17 protein-coding genes and 1 tRNA gene are annotated in these 18,523 nt (G+C 43.5%); 6 read left to right on the top strand and 12 right to left on the bottom strand.

The features are described from left to right. Nucleotides 1-14: 14 nt before the first annotated feature. The 8 genes from AAKU64_RS02345 to cysS form a co-directional block, all read right to left on the bottom strand. Nucleotides 15-818: a class I SAM-dependent methyltransferase gene (locus AAKU64_RS02345; RefSeq protein ID WP_354361301.1), complete on the bottom strand. Its 804-nt coding sequence runs from the start codon at nt 816-818 to the stop codon at nt 15-17. 24 nt (nt 819-842) lie between these two features. After that, nucleotides 843-1,394, bottom strand: a complete 552-nt coding sequence (flhC, locus tag AAKU64_RS02340) for a flagellar transcriptional regulator FlhC (protein WP_322119061.1) — start codon at nt 1,392-1,394, stop codon at nt 843-845. A gap of 55 nt (nt 1,395-1,449) precedes the next feature. Beyond that, on the bottom strand, nt 1,450-1,767 hold the full coding sequence (gene flhD / locus AAKU64_RS02335) for a flagellar transcriptional regulator FlhD (protein WP_262836001.1): 318 nt from the start codon (nt 1,765-1,767) through the stop codon (nt 1,450-1,452). 558 nt (nt 1,768-2,325) lie between these two features. Then, complete coding sequence (gene dnaQ, locus AAKU64_RS02330) at nt 2,326-3,054, bottom strand: DNA polymerase III subunit epsilon (RefSeq protein ID WP_354330535.1); 729 nt, start codon at nt 3,052-3,054, stop codon at nt 2,326-2,328. Between the two features lie 325 nt (nt 3,055-3,379). Then, complete coding sequence (tilS, locus tag AAKU64_RS02325; RefSeq protein ID WP_354361299.1) at nt 3,380-4,777, bottom strand: tRNA lysidine(34) synthetase TilS; 1,398 nt, start codon at nt 4,775-4,777, stop codon at nt 3,380-3,382. After that, nucleotides 4,774-5,748 (bottom strand): acetyl-CoA carboxylase carboxyltransferase subunit alpha, encoded by a 975-nt coding sequence (locus AAKU64_RS02320; protein WP_322119064.1) that lies wholly within the window; start codon nt 5,746-5,748, stop codon nt 4,774-4,776. Before AAKU64_RS02320 ends, tilS begins: the two co-directional genes overlap by 4 nt. A 72-nt stretch (nt 5,749-5,820) precedes the next feature. Beyond that, on the bottom strand, nt 5,821-6,477 hold the full coding sequence (locus AAKU64_RS02315; RefSeq protein ID WP_354330625.1) for a DNA-3-methyladenine glycosylase family protein: 657 nt from the start codon (nt 6,475-6,477) through the stop codon (nt 5,821-5,823). Continuing rightward, on the bottom strand, nt 6,474-7,865 hold the full coding sequence (gene cysS, locus AAKU64_RS02310) for a cysteine--tRNA ligase (protein WP_354330539.1): 1,392 nt from the start codon (nt 7,863-7,865) through the stop codon (nt 6,474-6,476). The genes AAKU64_RS02315 and cysS overlap by 4 nt, the downstream gene beginning before the upstream one ends. A gap of 206 nt (nt 7,866-8,071) precedes the next feature. On the opposite strand from cysS, the gene AAKU64_RS02305 reads away from it, so the two are divergent. The 5 genes from AAKU64_RS02305 (at nt 8,072) to AAKU64_RS02285 (ending at nt 12,448) form a co-directional block, all read left to right on the top strand. Continuing rightward, on the top strand, nt 8,072-9,106 hold the full coding sequence (locus AAKU64_RS02305; RefSeq protein WP_354330541.1) for a L,D-transpeptidase Cds6 family protein: 1,035 nt from the start codon (nt 8,072-8,074) through the stop codon (nt 9,104-9,106). A gap of 83 nt (nt 9,107-9,189) precedes the next feature. Next, nucleotides 9,190-10,374, top strand: a complete 1,185-nt coding sequence (locus tag AAKU64_RS02300; RefSeq protein ID WP_354361297.1) for a L,D-transpeptidase family protein — start codon at nt 9,190-9,192, stop codon at nt 10,372-10,374. Nucleotides 10,375-10,390: 16 nt separating this feature from the next. Beyond that, nucleotides 10,391-11,062, top strand: coding sequence for a peptidylprolyl isomerase (locus AAKU64_RS02295; protein ID WP_354361295.1), 672 nt, complete (start codon nt 10,391-10,393; stop codon nt 11,060-11,062). A gap of 58 nt (nt 11,063-11,120) precedes the next feature. Next, on the top strand, nt 11,121-11,609 hold the full coding sequence (locus tag AAKU64_RS02290) for a peptidylprolyl isomerase (RefSeq protein ID WP_354330547.1): 489 nt from the start codon (nt 11,121-11,123) through the stop codon (nt 11,607-11,609). A 29-nt stretch (nt 11,610-11,638) separates the two neighbouring features. Further along, entirely contained in the window at nt 11,639-12,448 is an 810-nt protein-coding gene (locus AAKU64_RS02285; protein ID WP_354330549.1) for a UDP-2,3-diacylglucosamine diphosphatase, read from the top strand. Nucleotides 12,449-12,694: 246 nt separating this feature from the next. Here AAKU64_RS02285 and cysE read toward each other — a convergent pair whose 3' ends face one another. From cysE to rnr, 3 genes are all read right to left on the bottom strand, one after another. Beyond that, the gene (cysE, locus tag AAKU64_RS02280) at nt 12,695-13,438 is read right to left on the bottom strand and encodes a serine O-acetyltransferase (protein WP_354330551.1); all 744 of its coding nucleotides are present in this window, start codon (nt 13,436-13,438) and stop codon (nt 12,695-12,697) included. 169 nt (nt 13,439-13,607) lie between these two features. Beyond that, a complete protein-coding gene (gene rlmB, locus AAKU64_RS02275; RefSeq protein ID WP_354330553.1) occupies nt 13,608-14,351 on the bottom strand; it encodes a 23S rRNA (guanosine(2251)-2'-O)-methyltransferase RlmB in 744 nt (247 codons plus the stop codon). A gap of 209 nt (nt 14,352-14,560) precedes the next feature. Beyond that, on the bottom strand, nt 14,561-17,035 hold the full coding sequence (rnr, locus tag AAKU64_RS02270) for a ribonuclease R (RefSeq protein ID WP_354361293.1): 2,475 nt from the start codon (nt 17,033-17,035) through the stop codon (nt 14,561-14,563). Between the two features lie 175 nt (nt 17,036-17,210). On the opposite strand from rnr, the gene AAKU64_RS02265 reads away from it, so the two are divergent. After that, nucleotides 17,211-17,295, top strand: a tRNA-Leu gene (locus tag AAKU64_RS02265). A 390-nt stretch (nt 17,296-17,685) separates the two neighbouring features. On the opposite strand, the gene trhA is transcribed toward AAKU64_RS02265, so the two are convergent. After that, nucleotides 17,686-18,303, bottom strand: a complete 618-nt coding sequence (trhA, locus tag AAKU64_RS02260) for a PAQR family membrane homeostasis protein TrhA (protein ID WP_354330557.1) — start codon at nt 18,301-18,303, stop codon at nt 17,686-17,688. Nucleotides 18,304-18,523: the final 220 nt, after the last annotated feature.

The following is an 18,523-nucleotide window of genomic DNA, read 5'->3' as shown; positions in this document are numbered from 1 at the left end:
TTACATGATTACTATTATATGCGCCATACATATAGTGTTGGATCATTAGGATTTTTATTTATACACAAGTCGGGAGCAACATTCGGCACTATAAATTCATAGCTAAGCAGTAATGACCCTGGCGTCATTTCTTTCCGCACTTTCTCCCATAACGATGGCATTGCAGCAGGCGAAAGATAAGCAAATACAACATCGAATTGGTTCAAATCAATTCTCTCGTAGCTACAGAATAAAAACTCAACTTTGGCTCGATTAAATTTCGCTCTTAAATAACTGATAAACCAAGGCAATGGCGCGATTTCAACACCATAAAAAAAACTGTCCCGTCTTACTTGCGCCAATTTGAGAACCAAGCCGCCCAGCCCACTGCCAACATCAACAAAATGGACAGGTCTGTCTGGCAATAACTCAAATAATGTCGGTAACAAAGAGGATTTAGATGGGTAATACGGCACCTGCGTGCGAAACGTACTCCAAAAAAGTAAAGCCAAAAAAATAAAACCACATAAATAGTAATAACGTGGAATATCAAAGGCCAAGAGTACGAAGACAGCAAGGGGAAAGAGGAAGTGAATAATCCACCACCACCAATCCATTTTTCGCCAATATGAAAAACAACAGGCGACAATTGCTTGCGCAAAAATGATGGTAATTGGAGGAATATTTTTTTTGAAGCTGACGCCTACAACAAGAGCAACGACGAGGCAAAGAAGGAGGGAAAAAATCTGTATCAATAACGACTGCAAGGCAGGCGGGAGCAATGGCTTACCCGCCAAAGAAATATCATTTTCGTTTGTTTGCTTTGACCTTAGGTTCAAAAAGGCTCCGAAAAATCGTCTGCATTATGCAACCATCGCTATTGAGTCTAATTCACGGGCTCTTTTAGTCTTGCCTGCTCGTGAAGGGACATGGCATAAACCACATGCATAATCATCATGCAAATCCAATGTGTGTGCAACAAATTGCCCGCCACATTTGTTGCATTTTGTGAATTTCAGAATTTTCGCATCAAAAAACCTCACCAAGGTCCAAGCACGCGTCAATGACAGCACTGGCTCATCACCTGCTTGAGGCGGTGTTTGTTCTAAATAAAGTCGATAAGCTTTGACAACAGCCTCAATGCCACTGATATCTGCATGATCATGCAAATACTTGTGAATATTCATAAATAACGATGAATGGATATTTGGCTGCCAAGTAATAAACCATTCTGTAGAAAAAGGCAGCATCCCTTTAGGAGGTGACACACCCTTTAGCTCTTTATATATTTTCAACAATCGCTCACGAGACAAACTCGTTTCGGACTCCAAAAGCTGCAAACGTGCGCCAAGATTGACTAAATCAATTGCCAACCGAATTTCGTGTGCTTCATTTACTACGCTTTTGCTAGCCATTTTGATCACCTCAGTGTTGAAAAATTATTAAATAGTCAGAAACTAATGAATCTCTTTAATGAATTTCCTCAACAGCTTGTCCAGCCATTAAAATTGCAGCATGAGAATGTGCCAAGGCGCGTTCTTTATTATAATTTGTCAACATGCACAAAATGGCACTGTCTTCAAATCTAAAGCGAGCAAGCATCATGTTAGAGCCAGCAAGCTTAAGAATTTGTGCGTTGTTCAACCCTTCAATCAGGTCAGCGATTTCTTTCGCTATGCCTAAACGAAATATCGCAGTAGCTTTGTCAGCACGAATCATTTGCTGAGCGAGCATCAGATAACTTAAGTTAGCGTCGCGAATTTCAGCCATCATATCGTTCGGTGTCATTTTTCTACCCTCCATCTTGTTTAACCCGGCACAGAGTTCGTTGCCAGTGAAATACATTGTGGATGCAAGAAAAATACCGGAGTATAGGCAGGAAGAGGTATTTAAGATGAGGAAAAACAGAAAAAACTCGTAGGAGTTTTTCCTACGAGCTATATTTGATTTCTTTTAGAAAGAATTTAAAAAGAATTTTTGATTTTTATTATTTTTAGAAAAAATAGTTTGTTCAATTAAATCAAGAACTTAGGTAAAAAATTAATATACTTTGTTCTATCTTTAGTACTATTAACGGCACCGAAATCAATAACTTTAGGGTTTATTAAAAATATTTTTTTATTTATCTATGTTTGTTTAACGACGCAAAAATCCAAAACTTTAGTAAAAAATTGAAAAATATTTTGGAAGAAATCGCTTGCTTGCAACAAAACATGCCGAAAACCATACAAATCAATGATTTTTTATTATTAATTTGTATGGATTTGGAATTGTGGAAGGATGAACTACTGACAAAAGTTGAAAATATAATCATGTGCAATTGAAAATTGCAGTCAATGCAGAGATTTATTCTGCTGTTTGACTATTTGAATGCCAAATACTTTGGCCACGCACTTCTTTACCTAAACCGACCAACAAGGTCTCATGTGCAGCAAGCTCATCATCAGAGGCGCAAACAACAATAACGCCTTGCAGCGGAATGTCTGGAAGTATCTCCTCTACCACAGACACTTTTTCTTCCACTTCAGCCTCTATAGCAAAACTATTTTGCCCACGAGACATCGCCAGGAACACATCCGCCAATAACTCGGCATCTAATAATGCTCCGTGGAGTTTTCGGTGCGAATTAGAAACGTCATAGCGAGTACAGAGGGCATCGAGAGAGTTACGCTTTCCTGGATGCAACTCCTTTGCCTGCACTAATGTGTCAGTAACTTGCTCTACATAGTCGGTAAAGACAGGCAAATTAAGGCGGAGAAACTCGGCATTAAGAAAACCGACGTCAAACGGTGCATTATGGATAACAACTTCTGCATCTTTAATATAAGCGCAAAACTCTTGGACAATTTCTGCAAATTTAGGCTTGTCGCTTAAGAACTCTGTTGTCAGTCCATGAACGGCTAACGCGCCCTCTTCCGAGTCACGTTCAGGATTAATGTAGCGATGAAAATTATTGCCAGTTAGCTTGCGGTTAATTAATTCTACACAACCAATCTCAATCACTCTGTCGCCAGTTCTGGCGTTGAGTCCTGTTGTTTCCGTATCTAAAACAATTTGTCGCTTCATATTTGTCATTTCATACTCGTCATTATTTTTATTAATATTGCCTAATTGATAGCAATAGTATTTAAAACTACGTAATTTTTTTAAATCAATTAGATGAGATCAGGAAAATTTAGATAGCTTTCGCGCATTAAATCTAGAGGAAACTAACTATACTCCCCATAACAATTCCAAAAAATGGCTGCTACCTCAATGATTATATGGACAACCGAATATACATACCTGGAGTATAAATATAATCATCTAAATTTACGCATCGACGACAACATAAACCAGAATAAACACTGCGTATATTTTGGTGCTTCATTCTAAAACCATGATTCTTTTACGTGCTCGGTTAATTAGCATCAGATTCCCACTTGATACAGATTTTTACGTTTGCATCGTCTGTGAAAAATGCGGACTCCATGCCGACACCAGCAGCAAACAAGAGTTTGCTTCCAGCAGATATAAATGGCAAACGTTCTCGTTGCCAAAATGGGATTTTCAAGGTTTGGTAATGACTTTTGATATCTCTGGTTGGCCGATTAAATGCCAACTTCAAGCGTTCACCACCTTGGCGAGGATGTATAGTCAAAACTTGTTGCTTTAACCAAATCAGATCAACTCCCGAAGAACACTCTTCAAAATATAAGGTTCCACCGTAACTAAGAAATGGGATGCTGGGCTCGCCATTCCAATTAAATTGTATTGGAGTTATCTCACTGCCTTTTACAACATCTTTCGGGGAAGCGTAAATTTTATTCTTGTATCGATGAATCCCCAACGTATCGTGAAAGACACTAATTTTTGCGTCGTCTCGCCCATCAAAAAGCTGATGTCGCATTTCTGTTAGCCTGGCAGTAGTTGGCATGCACACGCCCTGCTCTCCCAGCCAAAATCGCAATAAATTATCGATGCGGTCAATGCTGTAATTACGCAACAAACTAATATCCAATGCGCCATCTATTTCGCAGACACTTCTATCTTGCCGCGCTAATTCCGCCAGTAATCGGTTTGTTGACTGGGCGTGGGAGGCACTTCTTGCCAAGCGTTCAGTGTAGCCAGGCGAAATCACCGATAAGACGGACATCACCTGATGTCGTAAGGCATTTCGGGCATAACGCTGATCTGCATTAGATTCGTCGTCGACATAAGCAATCGTTGCTTCATCGGAATAGTCCAACAAGCTTTGTCGCGTCACTCCAAGCAAGGGCCTGGCCAACATGACGGTATCCGACCCTAATAATTTAGGTGCTTTATTAGATAAATCCATCCCGGATAGCCCAGCAACACCAGAGCCACGTAATAACTGTAGCAATACAGTTTCGGCCTGATCGTCTTGATGATGCGCCGTCAGGATAATAGGTAGTTGTCGTTCTTGGCATAAAGCACCTAGCGCTTTATAACGTGCCTCACGTGCAGAGGATTCAATACCATCCTTGCTTTGCTGATCCACTATGACTTTGACGCCAGCAAAAGTAACACCTGACAAAGCACAAACCGATGCGCAATGTTTGAGCCAAGCATCGGCATTAATGCTTAAACCATGGTGTACATGAAATGCAAAAAGTGGGATTTTATGTTTCTGGCAAAACTGATTTGCCAAAGCAAGTAAGACTGAAGAATCTAAACCGCCGCTATAAGCGACGGCCAAACCTTGTTCCGGCAAAGACAAAGCATTTTTTGAAAGTATCTCGTTAAGCGTGCGTTCAAAATGATAAGCCAACGTACGCTCATTTTTGGTCGCCGTCATTCTGACAGTTTAGTTTCCTTGAACTTACCATAGCTCATCAATTTTTCATGACGTGCTGCCAATAAATCTTTGGTTTTAACGCCTTGAAATTGACGCAAAGTATCTGCTAATGCACGCTTTACGAAAGCACACATTTGCTTAGGGTCGCGATGCGCGCCACCTAAAGGCTCATTGATAATTTTATCGATCAAACCCATCGCTTTTAATCGATGCGCTGTAAGACCTAATGCCTCAGCCGCATCCGCAGCACGGTCAGAAGTTTTCCATAAAATAGAAGCGCAGCCCTCAGGCGAAATGACTGAATAAGTTGCATATTGCAGCATCAATACTGCATCGCCAACCGCCAGTGCCAATGCGCCACCAGAACCACCCTCACCGATAATAGTTGCGATTAGTGGCACTTTTAACTCTGCCATCACATACAAATTGTGGCCAATAGCCTCAGACTGTCCGCGTTCTTCAGCGTCAATCCCAGGCCAGGCACCGGTGGTATCGATAAAAGTAAATACGGGAATATTAAATTTCTCAGCCAGTTTCATCAGACGCATGGCTTTTCTGTAGCCTTCTGGCTTCGGCATACCGAAGTTACGCATTGCGCGTTCTTTTGTGTCGCGTCCTTTTTGATGCCCGATTACCATACAAGATTGCCCGTTAAAACGAGCCAATCCACCAACAATCGCCTGATCATCTGCAAAACTACGGTCGCCGTGCAACTCATGGAAATCAGTGAATATCTGGTTCACATAGTCCATTGTGTAAGGACGTTGCGGATGACGAGAAATTTGTGAGACTTGCCAAGGAGTGAGTTTTGCATAGATATCTTTGGTCAACATCTGGCTCTTTTTAGATAACCGGTCGATCTCTTCAGAAATATCTACTGCAGAATCATCTTGCACAAAGCGCAATTCTTCAATTTTTGTTTCGAGCTCTGCAATAGATTGCTCAAACCCCAGAAATGTCGTTTTAGTCATTGTGACTCCCAATTGACAACATTGATCTCAACATCAGTCAAAACCAAGCCGCTGTTTCTTAACTTTAAAATATTATTCTGCTACCGGATCAAGGCTGCGCCATAAATACCAGGTTGCCACCGTGCACCAAGTGCCCCAGTTTGCAGCCACCTCTCTTGCATCACTGCGAGAAACGGGCTCACCGGAAAAATAGTTAGTACTAATGCCTTTAAGTAATCCGGGATCATCCAAAGGCAAAATATTCGGACGGAGCAGATTAAATATCAAAAACATCTCTGCTGTCCAGCGTCCTATGCCCCGAATTTGTATTAACTCCGAAATGACGTCTTCGTCGGCCATCTCCGCCCATTTGTCGACGTGCAGTCTTTTCTCTTTAAAATGCTCAGCAAGGTCAAGAATATATTCTGTTTTGCGTTTGGACAAGCCGCAGGCAAGCAATTTATCGCTTCCGGCTTTCAACACTTGTACATATGTACATTTTGGGCAAAGTTCGAGGAAGCGTTGCCATAAAGCATCTGCGGATTTTACCGAAATTTGCTGAGCTAAAATAGAGCGCGTGAGGGTTGTAAAAGGGTCGTCGCGACCAATTAGATACAAATCGCCAAATTGAGGGATCAGTTTGCGCATAATTCTATCGCGTTTCATCAACTCAACTTTTGCACTCTCCCAATATGCTGGTACTTGCGGCATATCTTTAGATGAAAGACCTATTTTTTCGATAACACTCATGCCCTGCGCCACTCGGTCAAACCACCAGCTTTGTCCTCAAGAATAATGCCTTCAGCTAAAAGTTCGTTACGAAGCCGGTCGGATTCCGCAAAATTCTTTGCTATTTTTGCCGCAGTACGCGCATCAATCCTTGACTGGATCTGGGTCATATCGTTGTCATTCAAAATTTGGGGAGATGCATGCAAATACTCGCTTGGCGAGCGTTGTAGCAAGCCTATCGTTCCAGCTAAGGCTTTTAATTGTCGCGCAAGTATAGGGGATTTCGTTTTATTCAGGTCATTTGCCAAGTCAAACAAGACAGAGATTGCAATTGGTGTATTGAAATCATCCAGCATTGCATCAGCAAAACGTTGGGCGTAGGCATCACTCAGATCCAGAGGTAATGCGTCACCTGGTATTTCTTTTAAAGCATTGTACAAACGAGTCAAAGCTGATTTTGCGTCATCCAAATGCGCATCAGAATAATTTAGTGGGCTACGATAATGTGCTCTTAATATGAAGAAACGAACCACTTCCGGGTCGTATTTTTTGAGAACATCACGTATCGTAAAAAAGTTACCCAACGATTTAGACATTTTTTCGTTGTCCAAACGTACAAACCCGTTATGCATCCAATAATTAACGAAAGTGTGCTGATGAGCGCCCTCAGACTGCGCAATTTCGTTTTCATGATGAGGGAACTGCAAATCTTGCCCGCCACCATGAATATCAAATTGCTCACCCAATAAATCACCTGCCATTGCTGAGCATTCAATATGCCAACCCGGTCGTCCCGTTCCCCATGGCGATTGCCATTTCACTTCTTCAGGTTCGGTTTCTTTAGCGGACTTCCAAAGTACAAAATCCAAAGGGTCACGTTTACCGGTATTAATATCGATTCTTTCACCAGCGCGCAGATCGTCTAATGACTTACCCGATAACTTGCCATAACCAGCAAAGTCACGAACAGAATAATTAACATCACCATCAGTTGCTTTATACGCCAAACCATTTGCTTCCAACTTGCCGATCAAATTGAGCATTTGTGGAATATATTGCGTTGCCCGCGGCGCATAATCAGGTGCCTGCACACCCAAGGCCTCAGCATCCTCATTCATATAATCGATAAAACGACCGGTCAGTTGCGAAATTGTTTCACCGTTCTCAACTGCGCGTTTGATGATTTTGTCGTCGATGTCCGTGATATTCCGTACATAGGTCACATCAAAACCAGAATTTCTCAACCAGCGCTGCACCATATCAAAAACGACCATCACGCGCGCATGCCCTAAATGACAATAGTCATAGACCGTCATACCGCATACATACATACGAATTTTGCCAGGTTCAATCGGGACGAAGATTTGCTTTTCGCGAGTCAGGGTGTTGTATATTTTTTGTTTAGTCATGAGCTGCGTGTAAATTGTTTTGCAAGATGATTGCGCGCAATGGCATTAAGCAAATAAACTCCGTTGTCGGCATGTTTACTTGTTAAAGCTAAAACGTGTCAAAAACCCATTTTGTGCGCATCTTTGTTAAGATGTCGCTTTATACTCAGTATAACATTGCCGAAGCGATGTTCCTCTGTTCACTAATGAAACCAAGTCCATTTACTATGCGCCACATCTTTAAAAGTGTTTTTGCGTTATCAAGCCTGTCTTTGGCGCTGATGTCATCGCCATCTTTTGCGGATGACGCATCGGATATTTCTAAAATGTTTCGTGCTGGACAAACGGTAGAGGCCTCTGCAAAACTGGACGCATTATTAGTCCAACGCCCTAAAGACGCGCAATTACGCTTTCTTAAAGGTTTGATTCTGACTGATCAAAATAAATCATCAGAAGCGATTACGGTATTTTCCAAGTTGACCGACGATTACCCTGAGTTGCCAGAACCTTATAATAATCTGGCAGTATTGTATGCCTCCACAGGACAATACGATAAAGCCAGAGCATCGTTAGAAATGGCGATTCGGACTAACCCTACTTATGGCACAGCGCATGAGAACTTAGGTGACGTCTACGCGAAATTAGCGAGCCAATCGTACGACAAAGCCCTGCAACTTGATTCTGCAAACACCGGTGCAAAACTAAAACTGACGCTAGTCAAAAATCTGATTGGCAATACGACAGGCGGCACCAACCCTAAAGCAGCAAGCAGCGCGCCTGCCGTCGCTGCGGCAAATCCAACTAAAGTCGCTCCGGCCAGAGCAGAGCCAGACCCGGTTAAAACAGCAAAAGTTGAGACTAAAGCGACACCAAAAACCGATCCAAAAGTAGAAGCAAAACCGGTTATTGCCGCAACAAATAATGATCAGGATGACGCTTTGAAAGTAGTAGAAAGCTGGGCAAAAGCATGGAGTGGTAAAGATACCAGTGCATATCTTGCCCATTACGCCAAAGACTTCGATACTCCCAAAGGTGAAACCCGCAAAGCTTGGGCCGAAGAACGTCGCGCCAGAATTGAGGGCAAAGGTCACATTAACGTCAAGATTGAATCAGCTAAAGTCAGTATTGATGGTAACAATGCCACCGTAAAATTCCGTCAAATTTATAGCTCTGACCAACTGACAGCCAATAGTCGCAAAACCTTAGCGCTGGTAAAACAGGATGGGAAATGGCTCATCAAGCAGGAGCGTGCGGGTAGCTGATGTATCGCTCTGCTGTGTTTTTTTATTCTCGTCTGCTTAAAGCTAGACAATATTTTTGTTTGAGTTTTTTATTGTTGATAACGATGTCACTTTTCACAGTGCCATCATTACTTCATGCTAAGTCACGTAATGAGAAAACAGCGTCTGCCGATGCCATTCAGCACCTGCCTGATCCAGATATTTTATTAATTGAAGTCTATAAAAATCTTGCCGCAAATCATTTGCAAGAGGCTCAGTTAAAAGCGGATGATCTGGTAGAAGCCTATCCAAATTTCCAATTAGGACATTTGATACGCGGAGATTTACTCTTGATGCATACCCGCCCGGTGAATAGCTTTGGTGGCAGCTCAAACGGATCGGCAGAAAAACTCAAAGACCTGCGTGACGAGGCGATTGTCCGACTAAAAGCGATTCGTGAAAAACCAGACCCTAATCTAGTGCCACGAAATATTCTGCAGCTCAGAGAAGATCAAAAACAAGTCTTACTAGTTGACGCAAAAAAATCACGTCTGTATTTGTATGAAAACGAGCATGGACAACTCAAATTCCTTACCGATTTTTATGTCAGCCAAGGCAAGTTTGGCATCAATAAATCAAAAGAAGGCGATCAAAAGACGCCGATAGGTGTGTACTACATTACGAGTCATCTGTCCGGCTCTAAACTCCCTGACTTTTATGGTCCTGGTGCGCTACCAATTAACTATCCAAACGAATGGGATAAAATCAATGGCCGCAGCGGATCAGGCATTTGGTTGCATGGTGTTCCATCAGAAAATTTTAGCCGCCCGCCTATGGCATCTGATGGATGCGTTGTTTTGACTAATCCTGATTTTTTAAAAATTGCTGCCATGATTGACATCGGCAAAACACCTGTGATCATCAGCGAGCAATTAGAATTTTTGACGGCAGCAAAATGGAATGTAGAGAAACAATCTGCCAGTAAAATGTTAGAAGACTGGCGTGCGGATTTAGAAAGTCAAAATCCGAATCGTCTGCTGAATAATTATTCAAGAAATTTTAAGACCATGCAGGGCGACAATCTCAACGTTTGGTTTCCAAAGCAGCAACAAGCGATTGAGGGCTTGCAGCATCTGTCTATCAAGCTGAAAGAAGTAACGCAATTCCGTTACCCAGGCAAAGATGAGTTAATCGTCAGCACCTTCACCCAGGAGACGATTGCAGGTAAAAGTAAAAGTAGCGTACGTAAACGTCAGTATTGGATCAAAGAAGCTGCTAAGTGGAGAATCATCTATGAAGCACAAGTTTAACCAGCCAAGGAAAACTATGTCATACAACCGCCGTCGCGCGCTCTCCTTATTATCTTTATTGGCCGGATCCGTTCTGGCTTTAAATACCACATTCGCCGTCGCACAAGACTTTCCCAAAGTGGCATTAAAAACGAATTTGGGTGAAATTGTGTTGGAATTACATCCTGAAGCAGCGCCCAAAACGGTAGAAAATTTTATCCGTTATGTCAAAGCAGGCCATTACAATGGCACGATTTTTCATCGTGTGATTGATAACTTCATGATCCAAGGTGGCGGTTTTGGTAAAAACATGAAAGAAAAATCAACCAATAAGCCTATCGCGCTAGAAGCACGTCAGTCCTTGGAAGCTGGCTGGAAAAATGATGTCGGCACCGTCGCTATGGCACGCACCAATGATCCTAATTCGGCGACAGCCCAATTTTTTATTAACGTCAACGATAACGAATTTTTAAATCATCAGGTATTGTCGGAAGGTGATCCTGTAGAATTTAGCCGCAGAGGCAATCTGACTAAAGCGCCACGTGCAGAGGCCTTGTTAGCCACCGCCGGTTATGCTGTTTTTGGCAAAGTCATTAGCGGCATGGACGTAGTGAATAAAATCAAAGCAGTCGAAACCAGTAGTTCAGGCATGATGGAAAACGTTCCCAATCGTCCTGTCATTATAGAATCTGCCAAGCTAATCAAATGATATACAATCAAGTATCTAACTAATAAAACCTCTTCATCTTTACTTATCAAGGACTATCATGGCCGTTATTCTGACCACCAATCATGGCAATATCAAAATCGAACTCGATGCCGAAAAAGCGCCTAAAACAGTCGCTAACTTTATCGCTTATGTCGAGTCCGGCCACTACAGCGGCACGATTTTTCACCGCGTTATCGATGGCTTTATGATTCAAGGCGGCGGCTTTGAGCCAGGCATGAAGCAAAAACCGACTAATGCTCCGATTGAAAATGAAGCAAAAAATGGTTTAAAAAATCAACATTACACCATCGCAATGGCGCGTACTGGCGACCCTCATTCTGCTTCTGCGCAGTTCTTCATTAATACTGGCAATAACAGTTTTCTGGATTATCCGGGACAAGATGGCTGGGGCTACTGTGTCTTTGGCACAGTGACAGAAGGTAAGGATATTGTAGATAAAATCAAATCGGTCAAAACAACCCGTACCGGCATGTTCCAAGATGTGCCAGTAGAAAATGTTTTGATTGAAAAAGCAGAAATCGTTTAAATCATTAAACGAAAAGAAATTAGTCGATAGTGATCGCTCCATATAACCACTCAAAAGCGCAGCCAACTTTGGTTGCGCTTTTTGCTTCTGATGTGCATTTACGCGCATTGCTCCCAAAAACTAGCCAGGCTTTTTTTGCGTTTTTAAAAACGCAGGCACCTCAAGCAAAACAATTATTTTTGTTGGGTGATTTGTTTGAATATTGGGCTGGCGATGACGATATTGTCGATGACTATAATCAAAAAATAGTCGACGCTCTACGCGCAGTGAACGATACCGGAACAGAGATCTTCTGGATCGCCGGCAATCGGGATTTTTTAATTGGCGATCTATTTGCAGAGGCGACCGGCGCTCAGTTACTACCTGACCCAAGCGTGATTACGCTGACTGGCAAGGAAATAGTAATTGCCCACGGTGACGCACAATGTACTGACGATGTTGCATATATAGCGTTTCGCAATCAAGTACGTCAAACGGCGTGGCAAACACAGTTTCTCAACATGCCACTGACACAGCGCAAAGCTATTATTGAAGGTATGCGCAAAGACAGCAAGATGGAACAAAAAGGCAAAAGCCTTGCGATCATGGATGTCAATCAAGCAGCGATAGAAAAGCTTTTCTCAGAGAGCGGCGCTAAGATCATGGTTCATGGACACACACACAGGCCTGCAATACACCAGCACGGACAAACTACACGCTATGTCTTACCTGATTGGGATTGCGATGTAGGCACAACGGAGCTAGCTCGTGGTGGCTGGCTTGCGCTCTACGACAATGGAGAATTCGTCAGTTATCAGTTTGATGGAACACGCTTAGATACTCCATCTGAAGCAATCTGAACACTCTCGCCTAGAATATACTCCTATACGGTATATTTAGATGTCCATTAATAATCTGGTCGATACGGCTATTTTGACGAATTTAAGGGGGGAGTATATTAATCCGACATGTAATAATTCAATGCCATTTTTGATTGATATTTCCAGGGTCTGGCCGACTAAATTATTTTAGCTCTGTAAGAAAAGCAAAGTACATTATCGATTTTGCGTAAGTCCTAAAAGAATAAAATTACCACCGCAGATAAATCAATCAACCAAACTATTAATTTGTTCTGGATTGAGCTTATCGGTGGCCGCTTGTTGCTCACAGGCGATGCCTGCACTGGCAAGTGCGATGGTTAATTTTTCTATTTGCTCTTGCTGTGCAGCGGCATGGTCAATTAACTTATGTAGCACTTTAGAGATCGGATCATCACCGTTCGACGTTACGCCATAGGCACTAAACAAATTGCCTGTACCAACATCGGACGCGGATTCTTTTTTTACGATATGAGCCGGATTGCCGACGGCAGTTGCGCCAGCTGGCACGGGTTTGACCACGACAGAATTAGAACCAATTTTGGCACCGGCACCAATTGTAAAACCACCTAACACTTTAGCACCGGCACCGACAATCACACCTGGCTCTAAAGTCGGATGCCGCTTGGCGCCTTTAGAGAGTGAAGTCCCACCTAACGTCACTCCCTGGTAGATCGTGCAGTCGTCACCGATCTCCGCGGTCTCACCAATCACAACACCAAAACCATGATCGATAAAAACTCTGCGTCCTATGGTTGCGCCCGGATGGATTTCTATCCCAGTCACTATGCGCGCCAAATGGGCAATAAAACGCCCCAGCCACTTCAAACCACGAGTCCAGCACCACTTTGCCCAACCATGCATCAAGATTGCATGAAAGCCTGGATAACAAGTCACGACCTCCCAAGTATTGCGGGCAGCAGGATCTCGTTGGATGATGTTGGCGATATCTTCGCGCAAGCGGCTAAACATGATGTGATCTATAAAAGATAAAAAAGGATAATGGCAGAAACCAAAAGGGAGATGCATCTTAGCGCGTCCAGAAAATTCCTGCCGACACTAAACGAACTCCTGAGGAGTCCGAGCTAAGATGAACAGATCAGAGCACCGCTAAAGAAATGTCGATATAGAGACAAGAATATTATCGGACACCCGGCAAACGCTGTCTACGAGCTTCGTATAGACACAAGCCAGAGGCAACTGAGACATTTAAACTTTCAACCGAACCAAACATTGGAATACTAACCAATGCATCGCAGATTTCTCTAGTCAAGCGACGCATGCCCTCGCCTTCTGAGCCCATGACGATCGCAATACCGCCCTTAAAATCAACGTCGTAAATCGTCTTATCCACTTCATCAGAGGTACCGACCAACATGATGTCGCGTTCTTTTAATTCGCGCAAAGTACGCGCCAGATTCGTTACTGTGATGTACGGCACCGTCTCTGCCGCGCCGCTGGCGACTTTGGCTGCAGTCGCGTTTAAACCAACAGCCCGGTCTTTTGGCGCAATGACTGCGTGAGCACCGGCACCATCGGCTACCCGTAAACATGCGCCCAGATTATGCGGATCGGTGATGCCATCCAAGATGAGCAATAAGGGTGGACCTTCAATTGCATCCAATAATTCATCCAGATTGCGTGCTAAAGATAACTCACCTGCTTTTGCCACAACACCTTGATGACGGCGAGTGCCGACAATATTGGATAAACGCTGATCATCTGCCGGAATAATACGCACACCTGCTGCTTTTGCTGCACTTAACAGGTCTTTCATACGGCCATCAACACGCGAAGAATCCACGTAAATTTCCTCTACTGAGGACGCCTCATGACGAATACGAGATGTCACAGCATGGAAACCAAAAATCATTTTATTTTTCATTATTTACTTCTTTAATTTATTTCTTTGTTCAACTAAATGGGACACTTATTCCATGGGCACTTACGACATGAAATATTTACTACATCGGATATTTACAATGTTTGTAGCACTTACTGCATTTGCAGCAAATCTAACATGTCGTATGCATATCTGTTTTACTTTAGCACTCTCAATTACCTGCTTTTTGATGCAGGAATTGAGCGTTTCTTCTAGCGTTTCTTTTTACCGCTTCTAGATGCTGCGCGAGGTGCGCGTTCGGTAGTTGCAGGCTTACCGGAACGCGAATTCGCAGCAGGACTAGCGGCCTTAGCAGCGATTTTATTCGGCGCTTTTGCACTTGCCTTATTTGTCTTCACGCCAGCTTTACCTACGCTGGCTTTACCTGCTTTAGCGCGCTCAGTAGCGCCTGAATTACCACGGGCATCTGCCGCTGGTGCAATGCGAGCACCAGTACCGCTGGCTGGCACAATTGCCAAGTCGATTTTTCGTGCGTCAAGATCAACCCGACTAACCTGCACTTTGATTTTGTCTGCTAGTTGATAACGCTTGCCAGTGCGCTCACCACGCAACTCGTGACGTGCATCATCGAACTGGAAATAATCTGCACCAAGTTCAGTAATATGAACCAGGCCTTCGATATAAATATCATCCAACTGCACGAAAATACCAAACTGCGTTACGCCCGAAATAGTGCCGCTAAATTCTTCACCGAGTTTATTCCTGATGAAATAACATTTCAGCCAGGCTTCCACGTCGCGGGACGCCTCATCTGCTCTGCGCTCATTGGCAGAGCAATGCACACCAAGAGCATCCCAAATGGTCAGATCTTGTTCTGCTTTAGGCTTTTTACCAGCAGCCTTATCAATAATTTGCTGTTTACGAGCAGCATTAGAAACCGTCGTATTGAGCAAGCTGGTATCTATCCCTTTTGGTTCATATTTTTTGCCTAACAAAATGGCTTTGATCGCTCTATGCGTCAACAGATCAGGATAACGCCGGATCGGGCTGGTGAAATGCGCATAAGCGTCATAGGACAAACCAAAATGACCGATATTATCCGGGCTGTAGACCGCTTGTTGCATAGAGCGCAGCAACATGGTTTGCAGCAAACTAGAGTCTGGACGCCCTTTGATTTTGCCCATGAGTTCAGCATAATCAGAGGCGGATGGTTTATCCCCACCCGTTAAATTAAGGCCGACTTGCTTTAAGAAGTTTCTGACTTGCGTCAATTTTTCTTTGGTCGGTCCTGCATGAATTCGATAGGTTCCCGGTTGCTTGTATGTCTCCAGCAAATTAGCAGCACATACATTGGCGGCCAACATGCATTCTTCGATCAGCTTGTGCGCATCATTGCGAGTACGCGGCAGAATTTTTTCTATCTTGCCGGCGGCATTGCAAACGATGTAGGTTTCCGTCGTCTCAAAATCAATTGCACCACGACGATGGCGGGCTTTTAACAATGCCTGGAAACAGTCGTATAAATCCAATAAGTGCGGTACTAAGGTCAGACGTTTGTTTGCCTCAGGACCTTTGGTATTACCTAAAATTGCAGCGACTTCTGTGTAAGTAAAGCGAGCGGAAGAATGAATAACAGATGGATAAAATTGATACGCTGTCACTTCCCCGTCGAGAGAAATAACCATATCGCAGACTAAAGTCAATCGATCAACATCGGGATTCAGCGAGCACAGTCCATTCGACAATTTTTCCGGCAGCATCGGGATAACCCGGCGCGGGAAGTAAACCGATGTACTGCGTAATAATGCATCTTGATCGAGTGCGTCATTTGGTTTGACGTAATGACTAACATCGGCAATCGCAACGATCAGACGATAGCCTTTTGATCGACCAGTTTTAATGGCTTCGCAATATACGGCATCATCAAAGTCGCGTGCGTCTTCACCATCAATTGTTACTAGCGGGATGTCACGCAAATCAACGCGATCAACTAAATCAGCATCGCGGATCTCTGAGGGCAATTTACGGGCTGCTTTTTTTGCTGATTCAGAAAACTCATGCGGCACGCCAAATTTTCTGACGGCGATTTCGATTTCCATTCCGGGATCATCAACGTCGCCTAATACCTCAACAATACGGCCAACTGCTTGTGCATATTTAGTCGGTTGTTCGGTCAGTTCTACGCTAACAACTTGTCCCGATTTAGCTTTGCCAGGCGAACCCGCCAGCAAAATATCCTGACTAAATCGTTTATCTTCTGGAGCAACGATCCACACGCCGTTTTCATTGAGCAGCCGCCCAATGATATGGGTATTAGCGCGCTCTAAAATTTCGATAATGCCACCTTCCAGGCGACCTCGCCGGTCTGTGCCGACAACACGTGCGGTGACGCGATCACCATGTAATACGCGTTGCATTTCTCGTTCTGGCAAAAACAAATCTTCGCTACCGTCTTCTGGCGTTAAAAACCCATAACCATCGCGATGACTGCTAACTCGACCGGAAATAAAATTATCCTGATTGGCAAGCGTGTAGTTTCCAGACTTATCTTGCTTGACCTGCCCATCTCTTTCCATCGCGTTTAATCGTCGCACCATGCCGTCAAGCTCCTCAGGTTTTACGCCTAGTTGGTCTGCAATCGTCTCCACCTTTTGCTTGGAGCTAGAGGTGCGCAGGATGCCGAGAATTTCCTCGCGGCTTGGAATGGGGTAGGAATGTTTATTCAAGAGTTGAAAATCTTTTCTTCAGTATGATTAAAAATTGGTTCCTGTCACTTTTACAGGAAGTACTTAGTTTACCGGAGAGCAAGCAAATTGCCTAACTTTACTCTCTATCTTACGTCCCTGGACTGGCCAAGCTATTGACTTAGTACGCGGATACTTTATAATCACGTCTTTCGTTGCCCACGTGGCGGAATTGGTAGACGCGCATGGTTCAGGTCCATGTGCCTTCGGGTGTGGGGGTTCGAGTCCCTCCGTGGGCACCAAGTATTTTAAGCCTCGTTGATTTTTCAACGAGGCTTTTTGCTATTTGGATGACTAAATTCGTTTCCATTTTCGCTTTCGCTCAACACCGCTTCTAGCTTCTACTCACTACTCAATGCATTACACATCGAGTATTTGGTCGCTGAGTTGATTGCGGAGAAATCTCATCTGTTCAGCGAACGGTTTTAAGATTATAACTGCGAATACACGACTCATTGATGACACAAACGAAGCAAATGTGTTCGATCTAAAAATCAACTCCGATCTTTGCTCAAGCCCATCTAAAACTATCGTTATATTTATAAATCTCCTAGCTTTTTATCTCATCTGCTCTGCAGATAACATACTGATTACTAAAGAAATTAAATCTATCAGTCTTTTACCTACGATCACTAGGCAACGTAAAATAAAACTGCAACATAGTGGCAAATACTGCCAGCCAAAACAAAAAGATGCCATACGCCATGACCATGCTTCACCTTATGATCGGTAGCATAAAAACCAATTCCTAAAGTATAAAACAGCCCTCCTGCAGCAAGCCATGCAAAGCCATATGGGCCTAGCGCAGTGAATAAAGGCTTAATGCCGATCAATGCCAACCAGCCCATCATTACATAAATGATCAGCGACATAATGCGCGCGCCTTTAGCCAGCCATATTTCCTGAAGAATACCGGCCAACGCTAAGCCCCAGACTACGCCAAACAAGGTCCATCCCCAAGCACCACGCAAGGTCACCAGGGTGAACGGCGTGTAGCTTCCGGCAATCAATAAGTAAATTGCACAGTAATCAAATTTTTGAAACACATTTTTAGCTCCTCCACGCAGGCTGTGGTAAAGCGTGGACGCCAGATAAAGAATCAATAAGGTAGCGGTATAAATACTGAAGCTAACTATTTTCCAAGGATCACCAGATTTTGCTGCGAGTACGATTAAGACAGTACCGCCGATAGCAGCCAAAGCGGCGCCGACTGTATGGCTGATACTGTTGAAACGTTCACCGTAGTGCATATGTTATTTGTCCGTTGTTTGTTAATATTTACTGATCATTTTGATTGCCTGTTTGCTTATTTATCTTAATTGTTTAGGCTATGTAATCAATCGTTGAATAGTTTGGTTATGTGTACAACAACCGGAATTTCAAGCAACACCATACCGCTTTATATTTGTTCACAAGCTGCGAACAGATACGAACTAAGAGTCACTATAAGCAGCTATGCGAACATCATTG

Origin of the sequence: Undibacterium sp. GrIS 1.8 (genome assembly GCF_040544445.1) — a bacterium.
GTDB lineage: Bacteria > Pseudomonadota > Gammaproteobacteria > Burkholderiales > Burkholderiaceae_D > Undibacterium.
Note: the sequence above shows the minus strand (reverse complement) of the source record. Positions and strands in the feature narration are given on the sequence as shown.